Below are 24215 nucleotides of genomic sequence, written 5' to 3'. Positions count from 1 at the left end.
CATGACGCGAATCGACAACACCTCGGGCGGCGCGAGCGGCGCCGTCTCCGTACGGGGGATGGTCAAGCACTACGGCGAGACCAAGGCCCTGGACGGTGTGGACCTGGAGGTCCGGGAGGGCACCGTGATGGGCGTGCTGGGGCCGAACGGCGCCGGCAAGACGACCCTCGTCCGCATCCTCTCCACCCTGCTGACCCCGGACGCCGGGCAGGCCACCGTCGCCGGCTACGACGTCGTACGGCAGCCCCGGCAGCTGCGCCGGGTCATCGGCCTGACCGGGCAGTACGCCTCGGTGGACGAGAAGCTCCCCGGCTGGGAGAACCTGTACATGATCGGGCGGCTGCTGGACCTGCCGCGCAAGGAGGCCCGCGCCCGCGCCGACGCGCTGCTGGAGCGCTTCTCCCTGACCGAGGCCGCCAAGCGGCCCGCCTCCACCTACTCGGGGGGTATGCGCCGCCGGCTCGACCTGGCCGCCTCCATGATCGGCCGGCCGGCCGTGCTGTTCCTCGACGAGCCGACGACGGGCCTCGACCCGCGCACCCGCAACGAGGTGTGGGACGAGGTCAAGGCGATGGTCGGGGACGGTGTGACCGTCCTGCTGACCACCCAGTACATGGAGGAGGCCGAGCAGCTCGCCTCGGAGCTGACGGTCGTGGACCGCGGCAAGGTCATCGCGGGCGGCGCCATCGACGCGCTGAAGGCGAAGGTCGGGGGCCGCACCCTGCGGATCCGCCCGGCCGACCCGCTCGAACTGCGGCCGCTCGCCGGGTATCTGGACGACCTCGGCATCACCGGGCTCGCGGCGAGCACCGTCGACCCCGAGACGGGCACCCTGCTGGTCCCCGTGCTCAGCGACGAGCAGCTCACCGCGATCGTCGGCGCCGTCACCGCGCGCGGGGTCACGCTCGCCTCCATCACCACCGAACTGCCCAGCCTGGACGAGGTGTTCCTCTCGCTCACCGGCCACCGCGCCAGTGCGCCGCAGGACACCGTGCCCGCCGACGACCGCGAGGAGGTCGCCGTATGAGCGCCGCCACCCTGACCGACGCCGCCCCCGCCAAGGACGACGCGCGGATCCCGCTGCGCGGGCATCTGCGGCACACGGGCGCGCTGGTGCGCCGCAATCTGCTGTGGATCCGGCAGGACCCGGAGTCCATGGCCGACGCGCTGCTGATGCCGGTCATCTTCACCCTGCTGTTCGTGTTCGTCTTCGGCGGCTCGATCGGGCAGGCGCTGGGCGGCGGGCAGGACCAGTACGTCCAATACGTGATCCCCGGCATGATCGCGATGATGAGCATGACGCTGTCGCAGGGCGTCGGCACCGGGTTCAGCCAGGACTTCAACTCCGGTGTCATGGACCGTTTCCGGTCGCTGCCGATCGGGCGCGGCTCGGTGCTGTTCGCGAAGATCTCCGTGGAGCTGCTGCGGATGCTGTTCGCGACGGCGGTGCTGATGATCGTCTCGGTGCTGGTCGGGTTCGAGATCAACCACTGGCCGGGGCTGTTCGCGGCCGTCGCGCTGTCGACGGTGTTCGCCTCGTCGATCATGTGGGTGTTCCTCACCCTGGGCGTGGTGATGAAGAGCGCGCAGTCCGTGCAGGCGATGGGCTTCCTGGTGCTGTTCCCGCTGCAGTTCGGCTCGTCGATCTTCGCGCCGACGACGTCGATGCCGGGCTGGCTGCAGGCGTTCACCGACTACAACCCGCTGTCCACGCTCGCCGACGCGGCGCGCGGGCTGATGGTGGGCGGGCCGGTCGCGCACGACCTGTGGGTGACGCTCGGCTGGTCGGTGGCGATCACTGCGGTGATGGCGCCGGTCGCGATCCACAAGTTCCGCACCAAGACCTGACGCGGTCCGCGTCGGACGCGTCACACGAGGGCGGCGGCCTCCTGCGGGGAGAGGCCGCCGCCCTCGGCGTACGCCGCCTCGAACGCGGTGTCGCCGAGCGCGGCCCGCGCGGCCGTCACCGCCCGCTGGCGCACCTCCCGCTCCTGGCAGCTCGGGACGTGCCGGTCCGGCTGGAGCGCGTCGGCGGCGGCGAGGCAGCGGGCGGCGTCCGCGGCCCGGCGGCCGCCGTCGGCGCGGGCGAGGGCGAACGCGGCGGTGGTCAGGTAGGCGGCCCGCATCTGGGGCGCGATGGCCTGGGCGAGGGGGTCCTCGGCGCGTTCCAGCGCCTTCCTGACCGTCGCCAGGGCCACCTCGCTCCGCTCCTCGAGGGCGTCCAGCCAGGCCTCGGAACCGAGGATGAACGCGTCGAAGACGATGAAGTGGGCGATCTTGAACTCCTCGCGCAGCGTCCGCAGCTGCTCCCGGGCCTCGGGGATCCGGCCGGTGATGCTCAGCCGGCCGGCCAGGATGAGCCGGGCGAACGGCATGGCGTGCTCGCTCACCCCGCTCCCCTGCTCGATGACCCCGCGCAGCAGGCTCTCCCCCCGCTCCCCCTGCCCCGCCTCGATCAGGGCGCTGCCGAGCCGGGCCTTGAGCACGCCCACCTGGGCGTGGGCGCCCAGCCGCTCGGCGTGGCCGATGCCCGCCTCGTAGTCGGCGGCGGCCCGCAGGTAGGCGCCCCGGCGCTCATGGGCCTCGGCGCGCGCCGAGTACGCCTCGGCGGTCCCCCACAGGTCTCCGAGGCCCTTGAAGATCTCCAGCGCCTCGTCGGCGTCGGCGATGGCGTCGCCCGCCCAGTCGGCGCGGCCGGCCAGCAGGTTGGCCCGCATCTGCAGGTTGGCGGCGAGGTCCCACCGGTAGCCGGGCCGGGCGCGGCAGGTGCGGATCGCGGCGTCGACGACGGTCCGCAGCCGGTCCATGTCGCCGGTGAGCATGACGGCGAAGAACCACAGGCTGCCCGGCGAGTGGCAGACCTGCGGGAGGCCCGGCTCGTAGGAACCGGCGATGGTCCTCAGCTTGGCCTGCGCCTCGGGGGTCTGCCAGGCGTCCAGCTCGGTGTCCATGCACGCGAGGTGGATCAGATGCAGCCCCCGCCGGGCCTCCTCGAGGACCTGGTCGGTCCAGGGCGGCGGGGCGTCGGTGCAGCGCTCCCACAGGGGTTCGGCGCGGCGGACCGGTTCGGCGAACGGGTCGGGCCCGAGGTCCTGCACCTCGCGCGACCAGTTGCGGGCGACGATCCGCAGGTCGCGCATCTGCCAGTACCAGGCCATGGAGAGCACCAGGCACAGGGCCTCCTGCTCGTCCCGGGCGGCGACCGCGTGGTGCAGGGCGGCCCGGATGTTCTCGCTCTCGCGCTCCAGCCGGCGGATGGCGGCGAGCTGGCCGCGGCCGCGCAGCCCCGGCTCGGTGGTGCGGGCGAGCTCGCGGTAGTACGTCAGATGCGCGCGTTCGGCGTCGGCCCGCCGGCCGGTCTCGTCGAGCCGTTCGGCGGCGTACTCGGCGACGGTCTCCAGCAGCCGGTAGCGCATGTCGCCGTCGTCGCCCGCGGCGGCCACCACGAGGGACTTGTCGACCAGTGAGCCCAGCGCCTCCAGGGCGCCGGGGCCGCACACCGCCTCGGCGGCGGCCAGGTCGCAGCCGCCCGCGAACACCGACAGCCGGCCCAGCACCTCGCGTTCGCCGTCGTCCAGCAGCTCCCAGGACCAGTCGACGACGGCCCGCAGGGTCTGCTGGCGGGGCAGCACGGTACGGCTGCCGGAGGTGAGCAGCCGGAAGCGGTCGTCGAGCCGGTCGGCGATCTGCCGGGGGGTGAGCACGCGCAGCCGGGCGGCGGCGAGCTCGATCGCGAGCGGCAGGCCGTCCAGACGCCGGCAGATCTCGGCGCAGGCCGCGGCGGTCTCCTCGTCGGCCTCGGGGCGGAAGCCGGGCCGGGCGGCGGCGCCCCGGTCGGCGAGCAGGCGCAGCGCGAACGGCTCGGGGAGCGGTTCGACGGGACGCAGCACCTCGCCCGGCACGCCGAGGGGCTCACGGCTGGTGGCGAGCACCGTCAGCCCGGGGCAGCGCTCCAGCAGCCGCTCCACGAGGCGGGCGGCGGCGTCGACGACGTGCTCGCAGTTGTCGAGGATCAGCAGCATCCGGCGTTTGGCGCAGTACTCGGAGAGCCGGTCGACGGGGTCGTCGTGCCGTTCGGTGCCGGCCCGCATGGCCTCGGCGCCGGCGCCGTACAGGACGGTCTCGCGGGCGCCGAGCGCGGTGAGGACGGCCTCGGGGACGGCCTGCGGGTCGTCGACCGGGGCGAGTTCGGCCAGCCACACCCCGTCCGGGGCGCCGTCCCGCACGCTCTCCGCGGCCTCCTGGGAGAGCCGCGTCTTCCCGGCGCCGCCGGGGCCGAGCAGGGTGACGAGCCGGGCGGCTGCCAGGTCGCCGCGGATGGCCGCGATGTCGGGCTCGCGTCCGACGAAGGAGGTGAGCCGGGCGCGGAGGTTGCCAGCGGGGGCGGCCTGCGCGGCCGGGCGCGGCGCGGCGGGGGTCCCGGCCTCCGGCCGCGGGCGCAGCAACTCGGCGTGCAGGGCGCGCAGTTCCGGCCCGGGGTCCGAGCCGAGGCGGTCCGACAGCAGCCGTCGTACGTCGTCGTAGGCGGCCAGGGCCTCGGCGGGGCGGCCGGTGTCGCGCAGGGCGCGCAGCCGCAGTGCCTGGAGGGGTTCGTCCAGAGGGTGCGCGTCGGACAGGGCGGTCAGTTCGGGCAGGGCCTGTTCGGCGCGGCCGAGGGCGAGGGCCGCGGTGTGCCGGGCGCGCAGCGCGTCGAGATGCCGGGTGCCGATCCGGGCCGCCTCGGCGGTGCGGTCGGGCAGGTCGGCGAGGGCGGGGCCCCGCCAGAGGGCGAGGGCGTCGTCGAGGACGCCGGCGGCCTTGGCGGGGTCGCCGTCGGCGAGGGCGCGGGTGCCCTCGCCGGTGAGCCGTTCGAACCGGTGCAGGTCGACGTCGTCGGGTGCGGCGGCGAGCCGGTAGCCGCCGTCCTCGGACCGTACGGCGTCGGCGCCCAGGGCCCGCCGCAGCCGGCCCACGAGCGCCTGGAGCGCCCCGGTGGCGTCGGCGGGCGGTTCGGCGCCCCACACCTCGTCGGCCAGCAGCCCCACGGGCACGGTCCGGCCGGCGCGCAGCGCGAGCACGGTGAGCAGGGCCCGCAGCCGGGCCCCGCCGAGCGGGACGGCCCGGCCGTCGGGGCGGAGTGCCTGGGTGGTGCCGAGGATGCGATAGCGCACGGGGTCCATTGTCTCTGGTGGGCTGGGGCCGGTCACGGGGCCGTCGGACGAGGCGTGGCGGCCCCGGGGTGCGGGGGCCGGGGTCCAGCCTCCCTGGAACCAGCGCCCCACCGCGAGACGTTTTCCATGTGGCCCGGGTACGGTCGGGCAGGCCCGCACGTCCGAGACATACAGGGAGCCCCATGACCACCGCGCTCAGCCGTCACAGCGAACGGCGGATCAGCCCCGTGTTCCTCGGGATCGTCGCCGTGACCGCGGTGACGGGGTGGGCCACCTGGACGGGGTTCGCGGAGCAGCCGGGCCTCGCGGTGTTCCTGTTCGTGACGGCCGCCTGGATCGTGTCGCTGTGTCTGCACGAGTACGCGCACGCGCGCACCGCGCTGCACAGCGGCGACATCTCGGTCGGCGCGAAGGGCTACCTCACGCTGAACCCGATGAAGTACACGCACGCCCTGCTCAGCATCGTCCTGCCCGTCGTCTTCGTGATCATGGGCGGTATCGGTCTGCCCGGCGGCGCGGTGTTCATCGAGCGCGGGCGGATCAGGGGCCGCTGGCGGCACAGCCTGATCTCGGCGGCCGGGCCGCTGACGAACGTGCTGTTCGCCGTCGTGTGCACGGCCCCGTTCTGGCTGGGCGCGCTGGACGGCGTCCCCAGCGACTTCCGGTTCGCGCTGGCGTTCCTGGCGCTGCTCCAGGTGACGGCGGCGATCCTGAACTTCCTGCCGGTGCCGGGCCTGGACGGCTACGGCGTGATCGAGCCCTGGCTGTCGCACAATGTCCGGCGCCAGGTGGAGCCGTTCGCCCCGTTCGGCCTGCTGTTCGTCTTCGCGCTGCTGTGGGTGCCCGAGGTCAACGGCGTGTTCTTCGACATGATCGACGCCGTGCTGCGCGGCCTGGGCATCGGCGAGATCGACACCTCCTGCGGCTACGACCTGTTCCGCTTCTGGCGGGACGGGAACGAGCTGTGCCAGGTCATCCGGTGACGGAGTCCCGCCGGGCGTCCCGGGCGCGCTTCACGTAGTACCAGGTCATGTTCGACGACAGCCCCGCCAGCAGGATCCACACGATTCCGAGCCAGCTGCCCTGGGCGAAGGCGACGGCCGCCGCGGCCACGGAGAGGACGCAGACGGCGAGGGTGTAGTAGGCGAGGCGGGGCATGGGGTCGGCTCCTGGTCGGGGGACACTGCTGTGCCCAGTGTCCCCCATCGCCTCATACGTCCGTGACGCGGAGCCCCGCGTGCGCCTTGTAGCGGCGGTTCACCGAGATCAGGTTCGCGACGAGCGACTCCACCTGGTGGGCGTTGCGCAGCCGGCCCGCGAAGACGCCGCGCATCCCGGGGATACGGCCGGCGAGCGCCTGGACGATCTCCACGTCGGCCCGCTCCTCGCCGAGGACCATCACATCCGTGTCGATGCGGTCGATCTCCGGGTCCTGCAGCAGGACGGCCGACAGATGGTGGAAGGCCGCGGTGACCCGGGAGTCCGGCAGCAGGGCGGCGGCCTGCTCGGCGGCGCTGCCCTCCTCGGGCTTGAGGGCGTAGGCGCCCTTCTTGTCGAAGCCGAGCGGATTGACGCAGTCGACGACGAGCTTGCCGGTCAGCTCCTCGCGCAGGGACTCCAGGGTCTTGCCGTGGCCGTCCCACGGCACGGCGACGATCACGATGTCGCTGCGGCGCGCGGTCTCGGCGTTGTCGGCGCCCTCGACGCCGTGTCCGAGCTCCTCGGCGGCGGCCTGGGCGCGCTCGGCGGCCCGCGAGCCGATGATCACCTTCTGGCCGGCCTGGGCGAGCCGGTACGCGAGGCCCTTGCCCTGCGGTCCGGTGCCGCCGAGCACACCGACGACGAGCCCGGAGACGTCGGGGAGGTCCCAGGGGTCCTTGGCCGGTGCCTTCGCGGGGGTTCCGGCGGACTGCTGTGCGCTGTCGCTAGAGGTCATGGGCCGACTTTACGTCCGTGCTGGGGTCCGCGGCGGGCGAGGGCGGTGCGGCGGGGTCGGGCAGATGTGCGGGCGGATGCCCCCGGGTCGGGCGAATTCGGGGTGAACGGCGGGCCGCGCGGGGCCCACTGGGGCAGGATGCGGGCCCATGGATGCCGTACGGGTCGCGTTGCTGCGGGAAGTGCTCGCCGGGACCGAGTGGTTGGGGGCCACGCGGCGGTTCGCCGGGACGCTGCGGACGTCGGCGGTGGCGCACGGCGGCGGGCTGCTGCTGGTCGGCACCCGGGAGTACGAGCCGTGGCATCTGGCGGCGCACCTGGTGGACGAGGCCGCGTGGTCGGGGACGCCCGAGCTGGCGCCGACGCTGGTGCGGCACGACGCCCGCGCCTCGGACCCGGCGCATCTGGCGGTCGGGCTGGGCCGGCTGGCGGCGGCGCGGCGCGGGGAGACCCTGCTGGTGGTGGCGCCCGGTGCGGACGGGCCCGGTCCCGGGCCGGAAGCGCCGCTGCTCGAGCGGGTGTACGACGCGCGGCGGGCGGGTGCGACGGTGCTGGTGCTCGGCACCGGCGAGGGCGAGCTGACCGAGATCTCCCACGAGCGGCTGATCGTGCCGCGGGGGGCGGAGCTGGACCTGGACACCGTGCAGCACCTGGTGAGCGCGGCGGCCGGGGAGAACCCCCTGCCGTCCCGCCGGGGGCGCCGCCGCCTGCGGGACCGCCTGTCACGCCTAGCGGACGCCCTGACAGCACCGCCGCCCCCGCGCTGGTGAGAACCGTCCGCCCGGCGGCGCTGGTGATGACCTGCCGCCCGGGCGCTGGTGGCCGAAGCTGATGACGTACGACGCGCGGACGAACGAGCACGCGGTACGGCAGCGCGGGCGGCGGGCCGAAGCGGCGGCGGCCCCACCGGTGCCGGCGGAGCGTTGACCCCACCGGTACCGGCGGAGCGTCGATCAGCCGCCGTCCGTCTGCCCCGACCGCGAGTCGTGCCAGCGGGGGTCGTTCTCCCACTCCAGGTTGCGCTCGCGCGCGAGGTCCATGGCGTGCTGGGCCTCCTCGCGCGAGGTGTAGGGCCCGAACCGGTCCTTGGCCGGGCAGTCCGGCCCCTCCTCGACCCGCTTGTGGACCAGGCAGTAGTACCACTCGCCGGGCTTGCCGACCGTGCGCTTCTTGAACAAGGCCATGACCAGCTCCTCTCGCCACCGACATGTTCCCCCATGCCCGCTGGTTAGACTCGCTGGCATGTCTGGCCAGTCGCTGCTCGTTCCCGGGGAGCTCTCCCCCACCCGTTCCGTACCCGGCGCCATCCGCCGCCCCGAGTACGTCGGCAAGCCCGCGCCCACCCCGTACACGGGGCCGGAGGTGCAGACGCCGGAGACCATCGAGGCGATGCGCGTCGCCGGGCGGATCGCCGCCCGAGCGATGGCCGAGGCGGCGAAGCTGATCGCCCCCGGCGTGACGACGGACGAGCTGGACAAGGTGGCGCACGAGTACATGTGCGATCACGGCGCCTACCCCTCCACGCTCGGCTACCGCGGCTTCCCCAAGTCGCTGTGCACGTCCGTCAACGAGGTCATCTGCCACGGCATCCCGGACTCGACGGTGCTGCGCGACGGCGACATCGTCAACCTCGACGTGACGGCGTACATCGGCGGCGTCCACGGCGACAACAACGCCACGTACCTGGTGGGTGACGTGGACGAGGAGAGCCGGCTGCTGGTGGAGCGCACCCGCGAGTCGCTGAACCGCGCGATCAAGGCGGTCAAGCCGGGCCGTCAGATCAACATCATCGGCCGCGTCATCGAGTCCTACGCCAAGCGCTTCGGCTACGGCGTGGTGCGGGACTTCACCGGCCACGGCATCAACTCGTCGTTCCACTCGGGCCTGATCATCCCGCACTACGACAGCCCGCACGCGACGACGGTCATCCAGCCGGGGATGACGTTCACGATCGAGCCGATGCTGACGCTGGGCACCCACGAGTACGACATGTGGGACGACGGCTGGACCGTGGTCACGAAGGACCGCAAGCGCACCGCGCAGTTCGAGCACACGCTGGTGGTGACCGAGACGGGCACGGAGATCCTCACCCTGCCCTGACCGCCCGACCCCCTGAGAACCCGTCCTCTGCGGAGGGCGGGTTTTCTCGGTAGGCTTTTACCGACACAGCGTCGGCAAACCTCTTGACTTAGGTTAGCCTAACCTCAGAGGATGCCCCCATGGACTCCTTCTCCACCGTCATCCGCACCGCGTCCCAAGAGCAGCACACCGAGGCCGAGACCTCGACGTTCATGAGCGACCTGCTCGGCGGGAAACTCGGCGTGGACGCGTACGCGCGGTACACGGAACAGCTGTGGTTCGTCTACGAGGCACTGGAGACGGGCGCCGGCGGACTGGCGGCGGACCCGGTGGCCGGCCCCTTCGTCCGGCCGGAGCTGTTCCGGCTGGCGGCCCTGGAGCGGGACCTGGCGCATCTGCGGGGCCCGCGGTGGCGGGCGGGCCTGACGGCGCTCCCGGCGACGCGGGCCTACGCGGACCGGGTGCGCTCCTGTGTGGAGGGGTGGCCGGGCGGCTACCTCGCCCACCACTACACCCGCTACCTCGGCGACCTCTCGGGCGGGCAGATCATCCGCGACCGGGCGGAGCGCACCTGGGGCTTCGCCCGCAAGGGCGACGGGGTCCGGTTCTACGTCTTCGAGGGGATCGCGAACCCCGCCGCGTTCAAGCGGGAGTACCGCGCGCTGCTGGACTGCGTCCCGGTGGACGACCTGGAGAGGCAGCGGATCGTCGCCGAGTGCAAGAAGGCGTTCGCGCTGAACACCGCGATGTTCCAGGCGCTCGGCGAGGAGTTCCCGCTGAGCGCCTGAGGCGGGTCAGCGTTCCAGGACGACCCTGCCGCCCAGCTCGATCCAGTCCCCCGGCTGGGGCGCGGTCAGCAGCTGGGAGCCGGCGCCCTGGGTGATGTTGAGGGCGCGGCCGAGGCGATGGGTGAGCTGCATCGCGGCCGCGCCCGTCGCCTCGTCCTCGTCGACGCCGTCGCCCCGGCCGGGGAAGCCGCGGGCACGGATCCGCCCGGCGGCCTCGTCCTCCCAGGCCCAGGCGTAGATCCACTCCCCCGGCGGCGGCACCTCCAGGTCGTCGACCTCGGCGGCGGAGGCGTACTGCCGCAGGGTGCGCGGCGGCGCCCACTCGGGGCGGGCCTCGATCCAGCAGAACTCCCCGTCGATCCGGGTGCCCACGACCCCGGCGGGCGTGACCAGTTCGGGCACGTCCAGCAGCCAGGCGGCGCCGACGCAGGGGTAGCCGGCGAAGGGCAGCCGGGTGGACGGCGTGTAGATGTCGACGACCCCGCGCTCGGGGTCGTCCACGAACACCGTCTCGCTGAACCCGAGTTTCGCGGCCAGCGCCTGCCGGTCCCGGCCGTCCGGAATCACCGAGCCGTCGCGCACGACGCCGAGTTCGTTGCCGTATCCGCCCCTGGGTCCGCAGAACACGCGGAGGACGTCGTAGTCAGTCACGGGGAAATTGAAGCACCGCCCCGCGAGCGGGACGCCGGGCGCCTCCAGGGTCCGGGGTCCGGGGCCAGCCGGTCGACGTGTTGTCGCACCCTCGAACAGGAGCCGTCCTGGTGACGCCGCATCGGAACCTTTGACTTTCCTTTGACCTCTCTATGGGCACGATTTTGGCCACTTAGGCGATCCTTAGGTCCGTTAGGTGAGCCTCACCTTGCTGGGCTGTGAGGCACGTCATGCGTCCTTTCCGGCCACCCCTTCTTTGGAGCCTTCATGCGACCCGCCAGACTCTCCGCCGTCGCCGCCGCCACGACCGTGGCCGCACTGACCGCCGTCACCGGGTGCACCGAGAAAGGCAGTTCCGCGGGCTCCGACCGGGTCGTGCGGGTGACCGCGACGGACGACAAGTGCGAGGTGTCGAAGAAGGAGTTCCCGGCCGGGCACGTCGAGCTCGCCGTGGAGAACAAGGGCTCCAAGGTCACCGAGGTCTACATCCTCTTCCCGGACGACCGCATCGTCACCGAGCGCGAGAACATAGGCCCCGGCACCAAGCAGACCGTCACCGCCGAGGTGAAGGCCGGTGACTACACCATCGCCTGCAAGCCCGGTATGAAGGGCGACGGCATCCGGCAGTCCGTCAAGGTCACCGGCGGTTCGGCCGCCAAGCGCGACCCGCGGCTGGACAAGGCCGTGGCCGCCTACCGCGAGTACGTCCAGCAGCAGGCCGACGAGACGCTGCCGCTCGCCGAGAAGTTCGCCGCGGCCGTGAAGGCCGGGGACGTCGAGGCCGCCAAGAAGGCGTACGCCTCGTCCCGCATCGGCTGGGAGCGCACCGAGCCGGTCGCCGAGTCGTTCGGCGACATCGACCCGAAGGTCGACGTCCGCGAGGACGGCCTGGAGGACGGCCAGGACCCGGCCACCGACTGGACCGGCTGGCACCGCCTGGAGAAGGCGCTGTGGAAGGACAAGAAGATCGGCGACCGGGAGAAGGAGCTGGCCGGCCGACTGATCACCGATCTGAAGGACTGGCAGAACCGGGTCGGCAAGGCGGAGATCACCCCGACCTCCATGGCCAACGGCGCCAAGGAGCTCCTCGACGAGGTCGCCACCGGCAAGGTCACCGGCGAGGAGGAGCGCTACTCGCACACCGACCTGGTCGACTTCAAGGCCAACGTCGAGGGCGCGCAGAAGGCGTACGAGCTGCTGAAGCCGGTCGCCCAGGCCAACGAGCCGGCGCTGGCCACCGAGCTGGACCGGCAGTTCGCCGAGCTGAACGCCCGCCTCGACAAGTTCCGCGCCGACAAGGAGTCGTACGAGTTCACCTCCTACGACAAGGTCGGTGACGCCGACCGCAAGCAGCTCTCGGACGGGGTCAACGCCCTGGCGGAGCCGCTGTCCAAGCTCGCCGCCGCCGTCGTCGTCAAGTAGGGGCGCCGTCATGACGGAACCGTCCGAGAACAACACCCCCTCCCGGCGCGCGCTGCTCGGCTGGGGCGGCGCCGGGCTCGCGCTCGGTGCCGTCGCGGCCGGCGGGGCCGTCGCCGCTACCCGCGCCGGCGACGACGCCGAGCCGGCCGGCACCGACACCGGTGCCGCGATCCCGTTCCACGGGGAGCGGCAGGCCGGTATCGCCACCCCGGTCCAGGACCGGCTGCACTTCGCCGCGTTCGACGTCCGCACCGAGGACCGGGACGCGTTCGTCCGGATGCTGAAGGACTGGACGGAGGCCGCGCGCCGGATGACCGCCGGGCAGGCCGTCGGCGACGGCGCGTACGGCGGTCTCGCCGAGGCCCCGCCGGACGACACCGGCGAGGCGCTCGGGCTGAAGCCGTCCCGGCTCACCCTGACGATCGGCTTCGGGCCGTCCTTCTTCGACAAGTTCGGGGAGCGGTTCGGCATCGCGGACGCGCGCCCCGAAGCCCTCAGCGAGCTGCCGAAGTTCGCGGGCGACAACCTGGACCGCGACCGCAGCGGCGGCGATCTGTGCGTCCAGGCGTGCGCCGACGACCCGCAGGTCGCCGTGCACGCCATCCGCAACCTGGCCCGTATCGGCTTCGGCAAGGTCGTGGTGCGCTGGTCGCAGCTCGGCTTCGGCAAGACCTCGTCGACGACGCCCGACGCGCAGACCCCGCGCAACCTGTTCGGCTTCAAGGACGGCACCCGCAACATCTCGGGCACCGAGACGGACCGCCTGGACCGGCACGTGTGGGTCGGCGAGAAGGACGGGCCCGCCTGGATGACCGGCGGCTCCTACCTCGTCGCCCGGCGCATCCGCATGCACATCGAGACCTGGGACCGCACCCCGCTGCAGGAGCAGGAGGACATCTTCGGCCGGAGCAAGGGCGAGGGCGCCCCGGTCGGCAAGGCCAAGGAGCGCGACAAGCCGTTCCTGAAGGCGATGCTCCCCGACGCGCACGTACGGCTCGCGCACCCCGACTCCAACGGCGGGGCGACGATCCTGCGCCGCGGCTACTCCTTCACGGACGGCACCGACGGCCTCGGCCGCCTGGACGCCGGCCTGTTCTTCCTCGCCTACCAGCGCGACCCGCGCACCGGGTTCGTCCGCATCCAGCGCAACCTGGCGAAGGACGCGCTCAACGAGTACATCCAGCACGTGGGTTCGGCGCTGTTCGCGGTCCCGCCCGGCGTCCGCGACAAGGACGACTGGTGGGGCAGCACGCTGTTCGGCAAGGAGGCGTGAGGTGTTCTCCAACTATCTGATCGGGCTGCGCGAGGGGCTGGAGGCCAGCCTCGTCGTCTGCATCCTCATCGCCTACCTGGTGAAGACGGACCGCCGGGACGCCCTGCGGCCCATCTGGGCCGGCATCGGTGTCGCGGTCGCCCTCGCGCTGGGCTTCGGCTGCGCCCTCGAATTCGGCTCGCAGGAGCTGACGTTCGAGGCACAGGAGGCTCTCGGCGGCTCCCTGTCGATCCTCGCGGTCTGCCTGGTGACCTGGATGGTCTTCTGGATGCGGCGCACCGCCCGGCATCTGCGGAGCGAACTGCACGGCAAGCTGGACGCGGCCCTGCGGATGGGCACCGGCGCGCTGGTCGCCACCGCCTTCCTCGCCGTCGGCCGGGAGGGCCTGGAGACGGCCCTGTTCGTGTGGGCGTCGGTGCGGGCGGCCGGGGACGGCACCCCGCGCCCGCTGGTCGGCGTCGCGCTCGGCATCGCCACGGCGGTCGTGCTGGGCTGGCTGTTCTACCGCGGGGCCCTGCGCATCAACCTGTCGAAGTTCTTCACCTGGACCGGCGGCATGCTGGTCGTCGTCGCGGCCGGTGTGCTGGCGTACGGGATGCACGATCTGCAGGAGGCGCGCTGGCTGCCGGGCCTGAGCGACAAGGCGTTCGACGTCAGCGACACCGTCGATCCGGCGAGCTGGTACGGCACCCTGCTGAAGGGCGTGTTCAACTTCCAGCCCGATCCGACCGTGCTCCAGGTCACGGTGTGGCTGCTGTACCTGGTCCCGACGCTCGCGCTGTTCCTCGCCCCGGTAGGGTTCGCCTCCGGGAAGGGGAAGGTGAAGGAACCGGATGAGCAGGGATCGCGGCCCTCGAAGGCTCCGCAGGCTTGACCGGAGCGCGCTGATTGCGGCCTCGTTGACCGCTTTGTCGTTGACGGCGAGCGGATGTGTGGTGGTGCACGGGGAGAAGGAGGTCCGTCCCTCGGCCACCAAGGCGGAGGCCGCGAAGGCACTGAAGGAGTTCACCACCGCGTACAACGCGGCCGACAAGGCCTACGACAGCGCTCTGGACGAGGGCCGGGTCACGGGTGCCCTGGGGGCCATCGACGCGGCCCGGCTGAAGGCGGGCCGGGCGACCAGCCCCGGCGGCAACCCGGCGCACAGCCCGCTGGAGCTGTCGGACACCAGGTTCGCCATTCCCAAGAAGGCGGGCTGGCCCCGCTGGTTCGTCGCCGACGCGGCCGCCAACAAGGGCGGGCAGGCCCGCTGGGTCTTCGTGTTCACCCGGCACGACCTGGACCAGCCGTGGAAGGCCGCCTATCTGACGCTGATGGCGCCCCGGGACGTGCCCGAGTTCAAGACGGACGAGGACGGTTTCGCCGAGGCCGTCCCGGCCGACTCGAAGCAACTCGCCATACCGCCCGGCGATCTGAGCGACCGCTATGTGTCCTATCTGAAGGACGGTGGGACCGCCTTCGCGGACGGCGGGCAGACCAGCCGGTGGCGTGCCCTGCGCAAGAAGCAGGCCGAACGCCCGGGTCTGGTCCGGCAGTTCATCGACGAGCCGCTGACGAACGGCGACTTCGCCCCGCTGGCGCTGCGTACGGCCGACGGTGACGCGCTGGCGTTCTTCGCCTCGCGGCACTTCGAGAAGCAGACGGCGGCGCCGGGCGCGTCCGTGCCGGTGCCGAGCAAGTCGGTGGAGGCCCTGACGGAGGGCGAGATCAAGCAGTCGCTGACGCTGGAGTTCGTCTCCAACGAGGTGGCGCTGGTCCCGAAGGGCTCGGGCAAGGTGGACGTCCTCGGCCGGATCCAGGGGATGACGGCCGCGAAGGGCGAGTAGCCCCGCCGCGGGACGCGGAGTCAGCGGCGCAGGGGCCAGGACGCGGAGACGTGGTCGGGCTCCTCGCCCACATGGCGGGCGGTGGCGTCGGTGAGGACCTCGAGGATGCTGAGCGGGTCGGGCAGCGGATGCTCAGGGCCGCGGACCCAGTGCACGGACCGGCCGTCGCCGGGCAGCCGGGACGGCGGCATCAGGACGTAGGAGCCGCGGCAGTGCCAGCGCAGTCCGGGGTGCTCGTCCATGGTCTCGGGGTGGCAGTCCAGCTCACAGGGCCACCACTCGTCCTCGTCCTCGGGGGTGCCCCGGGTGAGGGTGAAGAACAGCAGCCGCCCGTCGTCGCTCTCGGCGACCGGGCCGACCTCGATACCGGCGGCGAGGAGCCGCTCCAGCGCCTCACGGCCGGGCTCCGCGGGGACGTCCAGGACGTCGTGGACCATGCCGGTCGCGGTGATGAAGTTGGCCTGCGGATGATGGCGGGCCCAGCGCTCGATCTGGCCGCGGTCGGTGGTGGACTGCGTCTGCCAGGCGAAGGACACCGGGTGCCGGGCGGGGGTGGGACAGCCGACGCGGTCGCAGGAGCAGCGGTATCCGGCCGGGTGCGCGGCGGGCGCGAGGGGCAGTCCCGCCGCCGCGGCGGCGAGCAGCAGGGCCTCCCGGCCGCCGTCGCCGGCGGTGTCCTTCGGGCGGCGTCCCCGCAGCCACTGGGAGATTCTGCCCTGAAGGCCGGACCGGCCGCCCAACTCCGCGCTCATCTATCCCCTCGCCTCGCTGTCGTGCGGAACAGCATGCCCTATGGTCCCACCCTCGTGCGCTCCGGGGGGCCGTAGCGGACAACCGTGCCAGGTGGGGCGAGCCGCACACAACGCCGTGATCAGGGGTAATGGGGTCGCGGATGCGTTTTTCGTCACGCCTGGGGGCGGGGGGCGAGGCCGTACAGCGCGTAGTCGACCAGGGTGTCGGTGTAGTCGTGGGAGATCGGGCCGGTGTACTGGAGCCAGCGCTGGGCGAGCGGGGAGACGAACAGCTCCAGGGCGATGCGCGGGTCGACGTCGGGGCGGACCTGGCCGGCCTTCTGGGCGGAGCGCAGCCGCTCGACGTAGAGCTGGAGCGAGGGTTCCAGCAGCTTGGCCACGTACTGCCGGCCTAGCTCCTCGTTGACCAGGCCCTCGGCGGCGAGGGCGCGTGAGGGCGCGTCGAAGGCGGGGTCCTGGAGCTCGTCGACGGTGGCGCGCAGGACCGCCTTCAGATCGGCGGCGAGGTCGCCGGTGTCGGGGATGGAGTACGGCTGCTCGCCGGCCTCCCGCGCGGTGCGCTCGGCGAGATCGAGGAACGCCTCCATGAGCACGTCGGCCTTGGAGGGCCACCAGCGGTAGATCGTCTGCTTGCCGACGCCGGCCCGGGCGGCGATGCCCTCGATGGTGGTGCGGGGGTAGCCGACCTCGACGACCAGGGCGAGGGCGGCGTCGTAGATGGCCCTCCGGGACCGCTCGCTGCGGCGGCCGGCGTTGGGTGCGGGCGGGGCTGATTCGCGTGCTGCCATGGCTCGAACTTATCAGTTGACAAGACGCTGCGTCTCGCCAGATGCTGGGGCGGCCAGGCATCGAGACGATACGTCTCGTTCACATCCACTGGACGTCAGTCGCCAGTGATCGGTCATCACGAAGGGAGCCTCGCCATGACTCGAGGCGGAGCCGGAAACATGCTGGGCGTCGGCGGGGCCCGTCGCCACCTGGGCCGTACGGCGCTGCGCGGCGGCGCCCGGAGCGGCCGTGTCGGCGGCGGGACGGACCCGGTGGCGCAGAAGCGGGAGCTGTTGCGCAGGTTGCAGGAGAGGCGGACCGAGGAGGCCCGCACGGAGGAGTCGTCTTAGGAGACCTGTACGGAGGGGACCTTCCAGGAGACCCGTACGGAGGGGACCTGCTAGGAGGTCTCCTCCTCGGGGGCCGGCGGCCAGGCGTCGCCCCAGTCCGTGTCGCGGGCCGCCCGGTAGAGGTCGCCGTGCCGCTTGGTGACCGTCGTCCGGCGCAGCCCCGGCTCGGTCTCGCACAGGTCGAGCAGCACCTGCCCCTTGCGGATCTGGGGCTTGCGCACGACCCGGGCGGGGGCCGGGGCGGCCGGCAGCCGGGTGGCGGCGACGTAGCTGAACTTCTCGTCCTCGTAGGCGAGGGAGCCGCCCTTGATCTGGCGGTGCAGCGAGGAGCGGCTGACCCGCGCCGAAAAATGGCACCAGTCCGTGCCGGGCACGATGGGGCAGGCGGCGCTGTGCGGGCAGGGCGCGGCGATCCGGAACCCGGCCCCGATGAGGCGGTCCCGGGCCTCGATGATCCGGGCGTAGCCGTCGGGGGTGCCTGGTTCGACGATCACGACCGTCTGGGCGGCCCCCGCCACGGTGTCGACGAGGGTGCTTCGGTCGGCGGCGGTGAGTTCGTTGAGCACGTAGGAGACGGTGACGAGGTCGGCGGCGCCGAGGCTGAGCCCCGCGCCGATCCGGGCGCGCTGCCAGCGGGTGTCGCGCAGCGCCGGGGCGGCCTCGGCGATCTCCCGGCCGACGGCCAGGGCGGGCTCGGCCCAGTCCAGGACGGTGACCTCGCGCGGGCCGGGCCAGGTGGCGCCGACCGCCCAGGTCGCCGCGCCGGTGCCGCCGCCGACGTCGAGGTGCCGCTCCGGCGCCCAGCCGGGGACCGTACGCGCGAACGCCTCGAGGGCCGTGCGGACGGCCGCGTAGGTGGCGGGCATCCGGTACGCGGCGTAGGCGGCCACGTCGGCGCGGTCGCGCAGGATCGGGCTGTCGGTGGGGGTGGCGCCCCGGTACGTGGCGATCAGCCGGTCGACGGCCTGCGCGGCCCGGCGCGGCGGGAGCCCGTCGAGCAGGGCGGCCAGGGCGGCGCGCAGGGTCTCGGCGGACGGGGAGACGGGGGCGTTCACCCGGAGATTCTACGAGGCCGCGAGGGGTGTCCTCACCGGCCCCGCAGGGCCCGGGCCACCCGGGTGCCCGCCGCCGCCCTCGGCCCGCTGTCGGGGCGCTGGCGGCGCGGGTGGACGGTGTTGGCCAGCAGGATCAGGAAGGTGTCCCGGGCCGGGTCGATCACCAGCGACGTGCCCGTGAACCCGGTGTGCCCGGCCGCGCCCCGCCCGGCCAGCTCCCCCATGAACCACGGCTGGTCGACCGCGAAGCCCAGGCCGGGCGGCGTCAGCAGCAGCTCCACGAAGTCCGGGCCGAGGATGCGGGCGGGTCCGTAGGCGCCGCCGGACAGCAGGGCGCGGCAGAAGACGGCGAGGTCGCGGCCGGTGGAGAACAGTCCGGCGTGCCCGGCGACCCCGCCCAGCGCCCAGGCGTTCTCGTCGTGGACGACGCCCCGCAGCATCCCCCGGTCCGCCTTCGCCCAGGGCCGCCGCTGGTCCTCGGTCGCGGCGGCGCCCGGGCAGGGGCCGAACCGGGTCGCGGTCATGCCCAGCGGGCGGGTGATGCCGTCGTGGATCAGGACGTCGAGGGGGCGGCTCGTGATGCGTTCCAGGACGTGCTGGAGCAGCAGCATGTTGAGGTCGGAGTAGCAGTACGTGCCGGGGACCCCGATGGGTGCCTCGGCACGCAGCCGGTCCAGGCGCTCGGCGTCGTCCGCGCAGTCGTACAGCGGCAGTTCGGGGCGGAGCCCTGAGGTGTGCGTGAGCAGTTGCCGCACGGTGATGTCGTGCCGTGCGGCGGCCCGGAAGTCCGGCAGGTACGCGCCGACGCGCGCGTCGATGCCGAGGGTGCCGCGCTCGATCTGCTGCACGGCGGCCACCGAGGTGAACAGCTTGGTGAGGGAGGCCAGGTCGAACGGGGTGGCCGTGGTCATCGGCACTCCGGCCCCGGGCGGCAGTTCCACGCCGGAGTCGGTGCGCTCGTCGTAGGCGGCGTAGCGCACGGCCCAGCCGGCCGCCTCCTCGACGGCCAGGTAGGGGCCCCGTCCGACGACGAGGACCGTCCCGGCGGCCCAGGGGCGCGGGCCGGCGGTGAGGTCACGGACCTCGCTGACGAGCTGTCGGATCTCCTCGGGGTCGAGACCGGCCCTCTCCGGTGCGTCCCCGCGCAGTCTCGGCGCGCTCAGCTGTCCTCCCCCGTGCTCGCGGCCGCGCCGGACCCGGGCGAAGCCCCGTCCCGTACGCCCGGACCTGGTGGTGTCCTCCAGGGACGGCACATTCCCATGAAGCAGGCCAGCGCCACCAGGCCCGCGGCCAGTTGGACGACGGCCATCGGGACGGCGGTGTCCTCCCCGGCGACGCCCACCAGGGGTGAGGCGATCGCGCCGATGAGGAAGGAGGTGGTGCCGAGCAGTGCGGAGGCGGACCCGGCGGAGCGCTTGGTGCGCTGCAGGGCCTGCGCCTGGGTGTTGGGCAGCGTCACGCCCATCGCGGACATCAGCACGAACAGCGCGGCGGCCACCGGCACGAGGCCGGTCTCGCCGAAGACGCCCAGGGACATCAGCAGCAGCGCGCCGGCGGCGAGGACGACGACCACGAGGCCGATGCCGAGCACCCGGTCGAGGCTGACCCGGCCCACCAGCACCTTGCCGTTGAGCTGGCCGACGGCGACCAGGCCGATGGAGTTGAGGCCGAACAGCAGGCTGAACGTCTGCGGCGAGGCGCCGTGGATCTCCTGGATCACGAAGGGCGAGGCGGAGATGTAGGCGAACAGCGCGGCGAAGGCGAAGCCGCCGGTGAGCGCGTACCCGGTGAAGGCGCGGTCGGCGAGCAGCCCGCGCATCGCGTGCAGGGTCTCGCCGACGCCTCCCGCGTGCCGGTCCCGCGGCGGCAGGGTCTCGGGGAGCCGGAACCAGACGAGGGCGCCCAGCAGTATCCCGACCACGGTGAGGACGACGAACACGCCCCGCCAGTCGGTGATCCGCAGGATCTGCCCGCCGATGAGCGGGGCCACGATGGGCGCGACCCCCGAGATCAGCATGAGGGTGGAGAAGAAGCGGGCCATGGCCACGCCGTCGTGCAGATCGCGGACGACGGCCCGGGCGATGACGATGCCGGCGGCCCCGGCGAGGCCCTGCGCGAGCCGGCAGGCGACGAGCGCCTCCACGGTGGGCGCGAAGGCGCAGAGCGCGGTGGCGACGACGTACACGGCGAGGCCCGCGAGGAGCGGGCGCCTGCGGCCCCAGCGGTCGCTCATCGGGCCGACCAGCAGTTGTCCGAGCGCCATGCCGGCCAGGCACGCGGTGAGGGTGAGCTGGACGGTGGCGGCGGGCGCGTGCAGCGAGCGGGTGACCTCCGGCAGCGCCGGGAGGTACATGTCCATCGCCAGCGGGGGCGTCGCCGTCAGCCCGCCGAGCACGAAGGTGACGAGCAGGCCGGTGCGGCGCCGCGCGACGACCGGTGATGACGGCCGCGCGGACGGCGCCGGCGGCCGGGCCGTGTCCCGTGCCGGTCCCCCCTGGTCGCTCATGAGCCCCTCCCTCTCCGAGTGATCCGCCCTCTATGCTCTCAGCTCGAACACAGTGCCGATGGTCGGATGAGCGAGGGGCGGGGCCGCAGTGGCGGACGACAGCGTGCGGTGGGGGATTCTGGCGACCGGTGGGATCGCGGCCGCGTTCACGGCGGACCTGGTGGATCTGCCGGACGCCGAGGTGGTGGCGGTGGCCTCGCGGACCCGTGCCTCCGCCGACGCGTTCGCCGAGCGCTTCGGCATCCCGCGCGCCTACGGCGACTGGGCGTCCCTGGCCCAGGACGAGGACATCGATGTCGTGTACGTGGCGACCCCGCACGCGGCGCACCGCGAGGCCGCCGGGCTCTGTCTGGAGGCGGGCCGCAACGTCCTCTGTGAGAAGCCGTTCACGCTGAACGTCCGCGAGGCCGGCGAACTGGTCGCGCTGGCCAGGAAGCACGGCAGCTTCCTCATGGAGGCCATGTGGATGTACTGCAACCCGCTGGTCCGGCGTCTGAAGGCCCTGGTCGACGACGGCGCGATCGGCGAGATCCGGCACGTCCAGGCCGACTTCGGGCTGGCCGGGCCGTTCCCGCCCGCGCACCGGCTGCGCGACCCGGCGCAGGGCGGCGGCGCCCTGCTGGACCTCGGCGTGTACCCGGTGGCGTTCGCGCAGCTGCTGCTCGGGGAGCCGTCGGACGTGACGGCCCGCGCGACGCTGTCCCCGGAGGGCGTCGACCTGCAGACCGGTGCCCTGCTGTCGTGGGACGGCGGCGCGCTCGCCTCCCTGCACTGCTCGATCTCGGGCGGTACGCCGACGGTGGCGTCCGTGACCGGTTCCGCGGGCCGGATCGACGTACCGGAGGGCTTCTTCCACCCGGAGCGGTTCGTGCTGCACCGCGACGGCCGTGACCCCGAGGAGTTCACGGCCGACCCGGCGGACGGGCCCCGTACCTCCATGCGGCACGAGGCGATCGAGGTGATGCGGGCCGTGCGCGCCGGGGAGACCGAGTCCCCGCTGGTCCCGCTGGAGGGCACCCTCGCGGTGATGCGGACGCTGGACGCGATCCGGGACCGGGTGGGCGTCCGCTACCCCGGCGAGATCCTCGGCGAGGACCCGGCGTCGGCGCTCACGCCGGCGTGAGCCCCTGGTCGCCGACGGCGGTGACGAAGGACGCGGCCGTCGTGACCGGCGCCCCCGGCGTGGTCACGTACGGCACGGTCCGGAAGTCGGCGCGTGCCAGCGACTCCCCCAGCGCGACCCGCGCATAGCCGCGCCGGCCGTTGTAGAACCGCAGATGCGGGTTGGCCGTCATGTACGTCTCCCAGTTGGCGGGCCGGTCGGTGCCGTCGCGGCCGCTGGCGACGGACGTGGCCACGATCTCGGTGCCCAGGGTGGCGGACGCGGGGTCGTCGAAGTCGTCCTTGATGTCGAAGGCGTAGCCGACGTGGACGTCCCCGGTGAGCACCATCAGGTTCCGCACCCCGGCGGCCTTGGCGCCGTCCAGCACCCGGCGCCGCGAGGCGCGGTAGCCGTCCCAGGCGTCCATGGACACCCGTGACGGCGTGGTCAGGTCGAATCTGCGCTGCGAGAACGTCACCTGCTGCGGCACGACGTTCCACACGGCGGTGGAGGCGTTCCACCCGTCGAGCAGCCACCGCTCCTGAGTGGCGCCGGTCATCGTGCGCGCCGGGTCGTCGATCTCCGGTCCGGGGACCTGGGCGCCGTCGCCGTACGCCTGGTTGGAGCGGTACTGGCGGGTGTCGAGCACGTCGAACTGGGCCATGCGGCCCCAGTGCAGCCGCCGGTAGAGCTGCATGTCGGGGCCGGTGGGCCGCTGCGGGAGACGCAGGGGCTGGTTCTCCCAGTAGGCGCGGTAGGCGGAGGCCCGGCGCAGCAGGAACTCGGAGGGCGGGACGCTGTTCTCCGGGGTGTCGCCGGCGTAGTTGTTCTCGGTCTCGTGGTCGTCCCAGGTGACGACGAAGGGGTGCGCGGCGTGCGCGGCCCTGAGGTCCGGGTCGGACTTGAACAGGGCGTAGCGCAGCCGGTAGTCCTCCAGGGTGACGGTCTCCCGGTTGAACAGCGCGGGCAGCGTGCGGTCGGTGTAGTTGCGGTAGCCGCCGACGGAGTTGACGGCGTACTCGTACAGGTAGTCGCCGAGGTGGAGGACGACGTCCACGTCGTCCTGCGCGAGATGCCGGTACGCCGTGTAGTAGCCGTCGGCGTACGCCTGGCAGGAGACGGCGGCGAAGGTCAGCGCGGTCGTCGCCGAGGCCGCCGGGGCGGTGCGGGTGCGGCCGGTCTCGCTGATCCAGGTGCCGGTGCGGAAGCGGTAGTGGTAGACGCGGCCGGCCTCCAGGCCCCGCACGTCGACGTGGACGGAGTGGTGGTACTCGGGGTGGGCGACGGTCTCGCCGCTCGCGGCGAGCCGCGTGAACGCCTCGTCGTGCGCCACCTCCCAGCCCACGGTGACCGGCTCGGCGGGCATCCCGCCGTCCGCCTGGTACGGCACGGGCGCGAGCCGGGTCCACAGGACGACGGAGTCGGGCAGCGGGTCGCCGGAGGCGACGCCGAGGGTGAAGGGGTCGTCGGCGATCCGGCGGGCGCCGTGCGCGGCGGCGCTCGCGGCGACCGGGGCGGGCAGCTGCACGGAGAAGGCCAGCGCGGCGGCCGCGCCGGTCAGGGTCAGGAAGCGGCGGCGGCCGATGTGCCGGGCCGCCGCGCGCAGTTCGGGGCTGTGCTGGGACAGGTCGTTCGTGATGGTCATCCGGTCCTCCCCTGTCCGATGGAGGCACGGGGCGGGGAGGCGGACGGCGACGACACGAGCTTGGCGCGTACACAACACTCGGATGGCGGACAGGCGGGTTCCGAATGGCGGACCGTCCCCTACGCTGCCGCCCCATGGACGACAAGGAGACGCAGACGAGGACCGCCGTGGTGACCGGCGCCGGCTCGGGCATCGGCCGCGCGGTCGCCGTGGAACTGCTGCGCACGGGCTGGTCGGTGGCGCTGGCCGGACGGCACGCCGAGACGCTTCGGGGAACGGCGGAACTGGTGCCGGAGGCCGCCTCGATGGCCGTACGCACGGACGTGGCCCGCCCGGAGGACGTCACCGCACTCTTCGCGGCCACCGTGGAGCGGTTCGGACGGGTGGACCTGCTGTTCAACAACGCGGGCACGTTCGGCCCCGGCGGGGTGCCGGTCGAGGAGCTGCCGTACGAGGCCTGGCGGCATGTGGTGGACACCAACCTCAACGGGGCGTTCCTGTGCGCGCAGGCGGCGTACCGGCAGATGAAGGAGCAGACCCCGCAGGGCGGCCGGATCATCAACAACGGCTCGATCTCGGCCCACACACCCCGCCCGCAGTCGGTGGCGTACACGGCGACCAAGCACGCGCTGACCGGCCTGACGAAGTCGCTGGCGCTGGACGGACGGCCGTACGGGATCGCGGTGGGCCAGATCGACATCGGCAACGCGGCGACCGACATGACGGCGGCGATGCGGCGGGGTGCGCTGCAGGCGGACGGTTCGGTGGTGCCGGAGCCGGTGATGGACGTGGCGGACGTGGCCCGCACGGTCCGGCACATGGCGGAGCTGCCGCTGGAGGCGAACATCCAGTTCGCGACGGTGCTGGCTACGGGGATGCCGTATGTGGGGCGGGGCTGAGGGGAGCCGGGGCG

At 73.2% G+C, this 24215-nt stretch carries 24 protein-coding genes; 13 read left to right on the top strand and 11 right to left on the bottom strand.

Annotated features, from left to right (window positions below):
• The first annotated feature begins 1 nt into the window (after position 1).
• Positions 2–1027 (top strand): ATP-binding cassette domain-containing protein, encoded by a 1026-nt coding sequence (locus KBY32_RS24670; RefSeq protein WP_055620656.1) that lies wholly within the window; start codon positions 2–4, stop codon positions 1025–1027.
• The gene (locus KBY32_RS24665) at positions 1024–1848 is read left to right on the top strand and encodes an ABC transporter permease (RefSeq protein WP_055620657.1); all 825 of its coding nucleotides are present in this window, start codon (positions 1024–1026) and stop codon (positions 1846–1848) included. The genes KBY32_RS24670 and KBY32_RS24665 overlap by 4 nt, the downstream gene beginning before the upstream one ends.
• Positions 1849–1868: 20 nt before the next feature.
• Here the strand turns inward: KBY32_RS24665 and KBY32_RS24660 are convergent, their stop codons facing one another.
• Positions 1869–5159 (bottom strand): BTAD domain-containing putative transcriptional regulator, encoded by a 3291-nt coding sequence (locus KBY32_RS24660; RefSeq protein ID WP_210981692.1) that lies wholly within the window; start codon positions 5157–5159, stop codon positions 1869–1871.
• Positions 5160–5332: 173 nt separating this feature from the next.
• On the opposite strand from KBY32_RS24660, the gene KBY32_RS24655 reads away from it, so the two are divergent.
• On the top strand, positions 5333–6133 hold the full coding sequence (locus tag KBY32_RS24655) for a site-2 protease family protein (RefSeq protein WP_210981691.1): 801 nt from the start codon (positions 5333–5335) through the stop codon (positions 6131–6133).
• Here KBY32_RS24655 and KBY32_RS24650 read toward each other — a convergent pair.
• Positions 6123–6308, bottom strand: coding sequence for a hypothetical protein (locus tag KBY32_RS24650; RefSeq protein WP_055620660.1), 186 nt, complete (start codon positions 6306–6308; stop codon positions 6123–6125). The two genes, KBY32_RS24655 and KBY32_RS24650, sit on opposite strands and share 11 nt — an antisense overlap.
• A gap of 52 nt (positions 6309–6360) precedes the next feature.
• Positions 6361–7086, bottom strand: coding sequence for an NADPH-dependent F420 reductase (npdG, locus tag KBY32_RS24645; RefSeq protein WP_108706606.1), 726 nt, complete (start codon positions 7084–7086; stop codon positions 6361–6363).
• Positions 7087–7234: 148 nt separating this feature from the next.
• Between npdG and KBY32_RS24640 the strand changes: the two genes are divergently transcribed.
• Positions 7235–7855, top strand: a complete 621-nt coding sequence (locus tag KBY32_RS24640) for a hypothetical protein (RefSeq protein ID WP_210981690.1) — start codon at positions 7235–7237, stop codon at positions 7853–7855.
• A 183-nt stretch (positions 7856–8038) separates the two neighbouring features.
• On the opposite strand, the gene KBY32_RS24635 is transcribed toward KBY32_RS24640, so the two are convergent.
• Entirely contained in the window at positions 8039–8269 is a 231-nt protein-coding gene (locus KBY32_RS24635; RefSeq protein WP_055620663.1) for a hypothetical protein, read from the bottom strand.
• A 58-nt stretch (positions 8270–8327) separates the two neighbouring features.
• On the opposite strand from KBY32_RS24635, the gene map reads away from it, so the two are divergent.
• Both map and KBY32_RS24625 read left to right on the top strand, forming a co-directional pair.
• Entirely contained in the window at positions 8328–9185 is an 858-nt protein-coding gene (gene map / locus KBY32_RS24630; protein WP_055620664.1) for a type I methionyl aminopeptidase, read from the top strand.
• A 119-nt stretch (positions 9186–9304) separates the two neighbouring features.
• Positions 9305–9952 carry a heme oxygenase (biliverdin-producing) gene (locus KBY32_RS24625; protein ID WP_210981689.1) on the top strand — a complete coding sequence of 216 codons (648 nt, stop codon included), beginning with the start codon at positions 9305–9307 and terminating at the stop codon, positions 9950–9952.
• Between the two features lie 6 nt (positions 9953–9958).
• Here KBY32_RS24625 and KBY32_RS24620 read toward each other — a convergent pair whose 3' ends face one another.
• Positions 9959–10603, bottom strand: coding sequence for a PhzF family phenazine biosynthesis protein (locus tag KBY32_RS24620; protein WP_210981688.1), 645 nt, complete (start codon positions 10601–10603; stop codon positions 9959–9961).
• A gap of 267 nt (positions 10604–10870) precedes the next feature.
• Between KBY32_RS24620 and efeO the strand changes: the two genes are divergently transcribed.
• Genes efeO through KBY32_RS24600 form a run of 4 tightly spaced genes read left to right on the top strand, consistent with a single transcriptional unit; the run spans position 10871 to position 15124 of the window.
• A complete protein-coding gene (gene efeO / locus KBY32_RS24615) occupies positions 10871–12025 on the top strand; it encodes an iron uptake system protein EfeO (protein WP_210981687.1) in 1155 nt (384 codons plus the stop codon).
• Between the two features lie 10 nt (positions 12026–12035).
• Positions 12036–13298, top strand: a complete 1263-nt coding sequence (efeB, locus tag KBY32_RS24610; protein ID WP_210981686.1) for an iron uptake transporter deferrochelatase/peroxidase subunit — start codon at positions 12036–12038, stop codon at positions 13296–13298.
• Position 13299: 1 nt separating this feature from the next.
• Entirely contained in the window at positions 13300–14172 is an 873-nt protein-coding gene (gene efeU / locus KBY32_RS24605) for an iron uptake transporter permease EfeU (protein WP_210981685.1), read from the top strand.
• A complete protein-coding gene (locus KBY32_RS24600) occupies positions 14132–15124 on the top strand; it encodes a hypothetical protein (protein ID WP_210981684.1) in 993 nt (330 codons plus the stop codon). Before efeU ends, KBY32_RS24600 begins: the two co-directional genes overlap by 41 nt.
• A gap of 20 nt (positions 15125–15144) precedes the next feature.
• Here the strand turns inward: KBY32_RS24600 and KBY32_RS24595 are convergent, their stop codons facing one another.
• The gene (locus KBY32_RS24595; RefSeq protein ID WP_210981683.1) at positions 15145–15876 is read right to left on the bottom strand and encodes a bifunctional DNA primase/polymerase; all 732 of its coding nucleotides are present in this window, start codon (positions 15874–15876) and stop codon (positions 15145–15147) included.
• 152 nt (positions 15877–16028) lie between these two features.
• On the bottom strand, positions 16029–16664 hold the full coding sequence (locus tag KBY32_RS24590) for a TetR/AcrR family transcriptional regulator (protein WP_210981682.1): 636 nt from the start codon (positions 16662–16664) through the stop codon (positions 16029–16031).
• Positions 16665–16799: 135 nt separating this feature from the next.
• Between KBY32_RS24590 and KBY32_RS24585 the strand changes: the two genes are divergently transcribed.
• Positions 16800–16994: a DUF6243 family protein gene (locus KBY32_RS24585; protein ID WP_159039062.1), complete on the top strand. Its 195-nt coding sequence runs from the start codon at positions 16800–16802 to the stop codon at positions 16992–16994.
• Between the two features lie 50 nt (positions 16995–17044).
• Here the strand turns inward: KBY32_RS24585 and KBY32_RS24580 are convergent, their stop codons facing one another.
• The 3 genes from KBY32_RS24580 to KBY32_RS24570 are packed head-to-tail and all read right to left on the bottom strand — an operon-like array spanning position 17045 to position 20555.
• The gene (locus KBY32_RS24580; RefSeq protein ID WP_210981681.1) at positions 17045–18049 is read right to left on the bottom strand and encodes a small ribosomal subunit Rsm22 family protein; all 1005 of its coding nucleotides are present in this window, start codon (positions 18047–18049) and stop codon (positions 17045–17047) included.
• Between the two features lie 32 nt (positions 18050–18081).
• Complete coding sequence (locus KBY32_RS24575; protein ID WP_247689963.1) at positions 18082–19197, bottom strand: serine hydrolase; 1116 nt, start codon at positions 19195–19197, stop codon at positions 18082–18084.
• 11 nt (positions 19198–19208) lie between these two features.
• Positions 19209–20555 carry a multidrug effflux MFS transporter gene (locus KBY32_RS24570; protein ID WP_210981680.1) on the bottom strand — a complete coding sequence of 449 codons (1347 nt, stop codon included), beginning with the start codon at positions 20553–20555 and terminating at the stop codon, positions 19209–19211.
• Between the two features lie 88 nt (positions 20556–20643).
• Here KBY32_RS24570 and KBY32_RS24565 point away from each other — a divergent pair, with 88 nt between their 5' ends.
• A complete protein-coding gene (locus KBY32_RS24565) occupies positions 20644–21678 on the top strand; it encodes a Gfo/Idh/MocA family protein (RefSeq protein ID WP_210981679.1) in 1035 nt (344 codons plus the stop codon).
• Here the strand turns inward: KBY32_RS24565 and KBY32_RS24560 are convergent.
• Entirely contained in the window at positions 21665–23302 is a 1638-nt protein-coding gene (locus tag KBY32_RS24560) for an alkaline phosphatase (protein WP_210981678.1), read from the bottom strand. The two genes, KBY32_RS24565 and KBY32_RS24560, sit on opposite strands and share 14 nt — an antisense overlap.
• A 134-nt stretch (positions 23303–23436) precedes the next feature.
• Here KBY32_RS24560 and KBY32_RS24555 point away from each other — a divergent pair, with 134 nt between their 5' ends.
• Positions 23437–24201 (top strand): SDR family oxidoreductase, encoded by a 765-nt coding sequence (locus KBY32_RS24555; protein WP_210981677.1) that lies wholly within the window; start codon positions 23437–23439, stop codon positions 24199–24201.
• The last annotated feature ends 14 nt before the right edge of the window (positions 24202–24215 follow it).

Source organism: Streptomyces sp. RK62, assembly GCF_018070255.1.
GTDB classification, from domain to species: domain Bacteria; phylum Actinomycetota; class Actinomycetes; order Streptomycetales; family Streptomycetaceae; genus Streptomyces; species Streptomyces nigra.
This window is presented reverse-complemented; position numbering and strand designations above follow the sequence as displayed.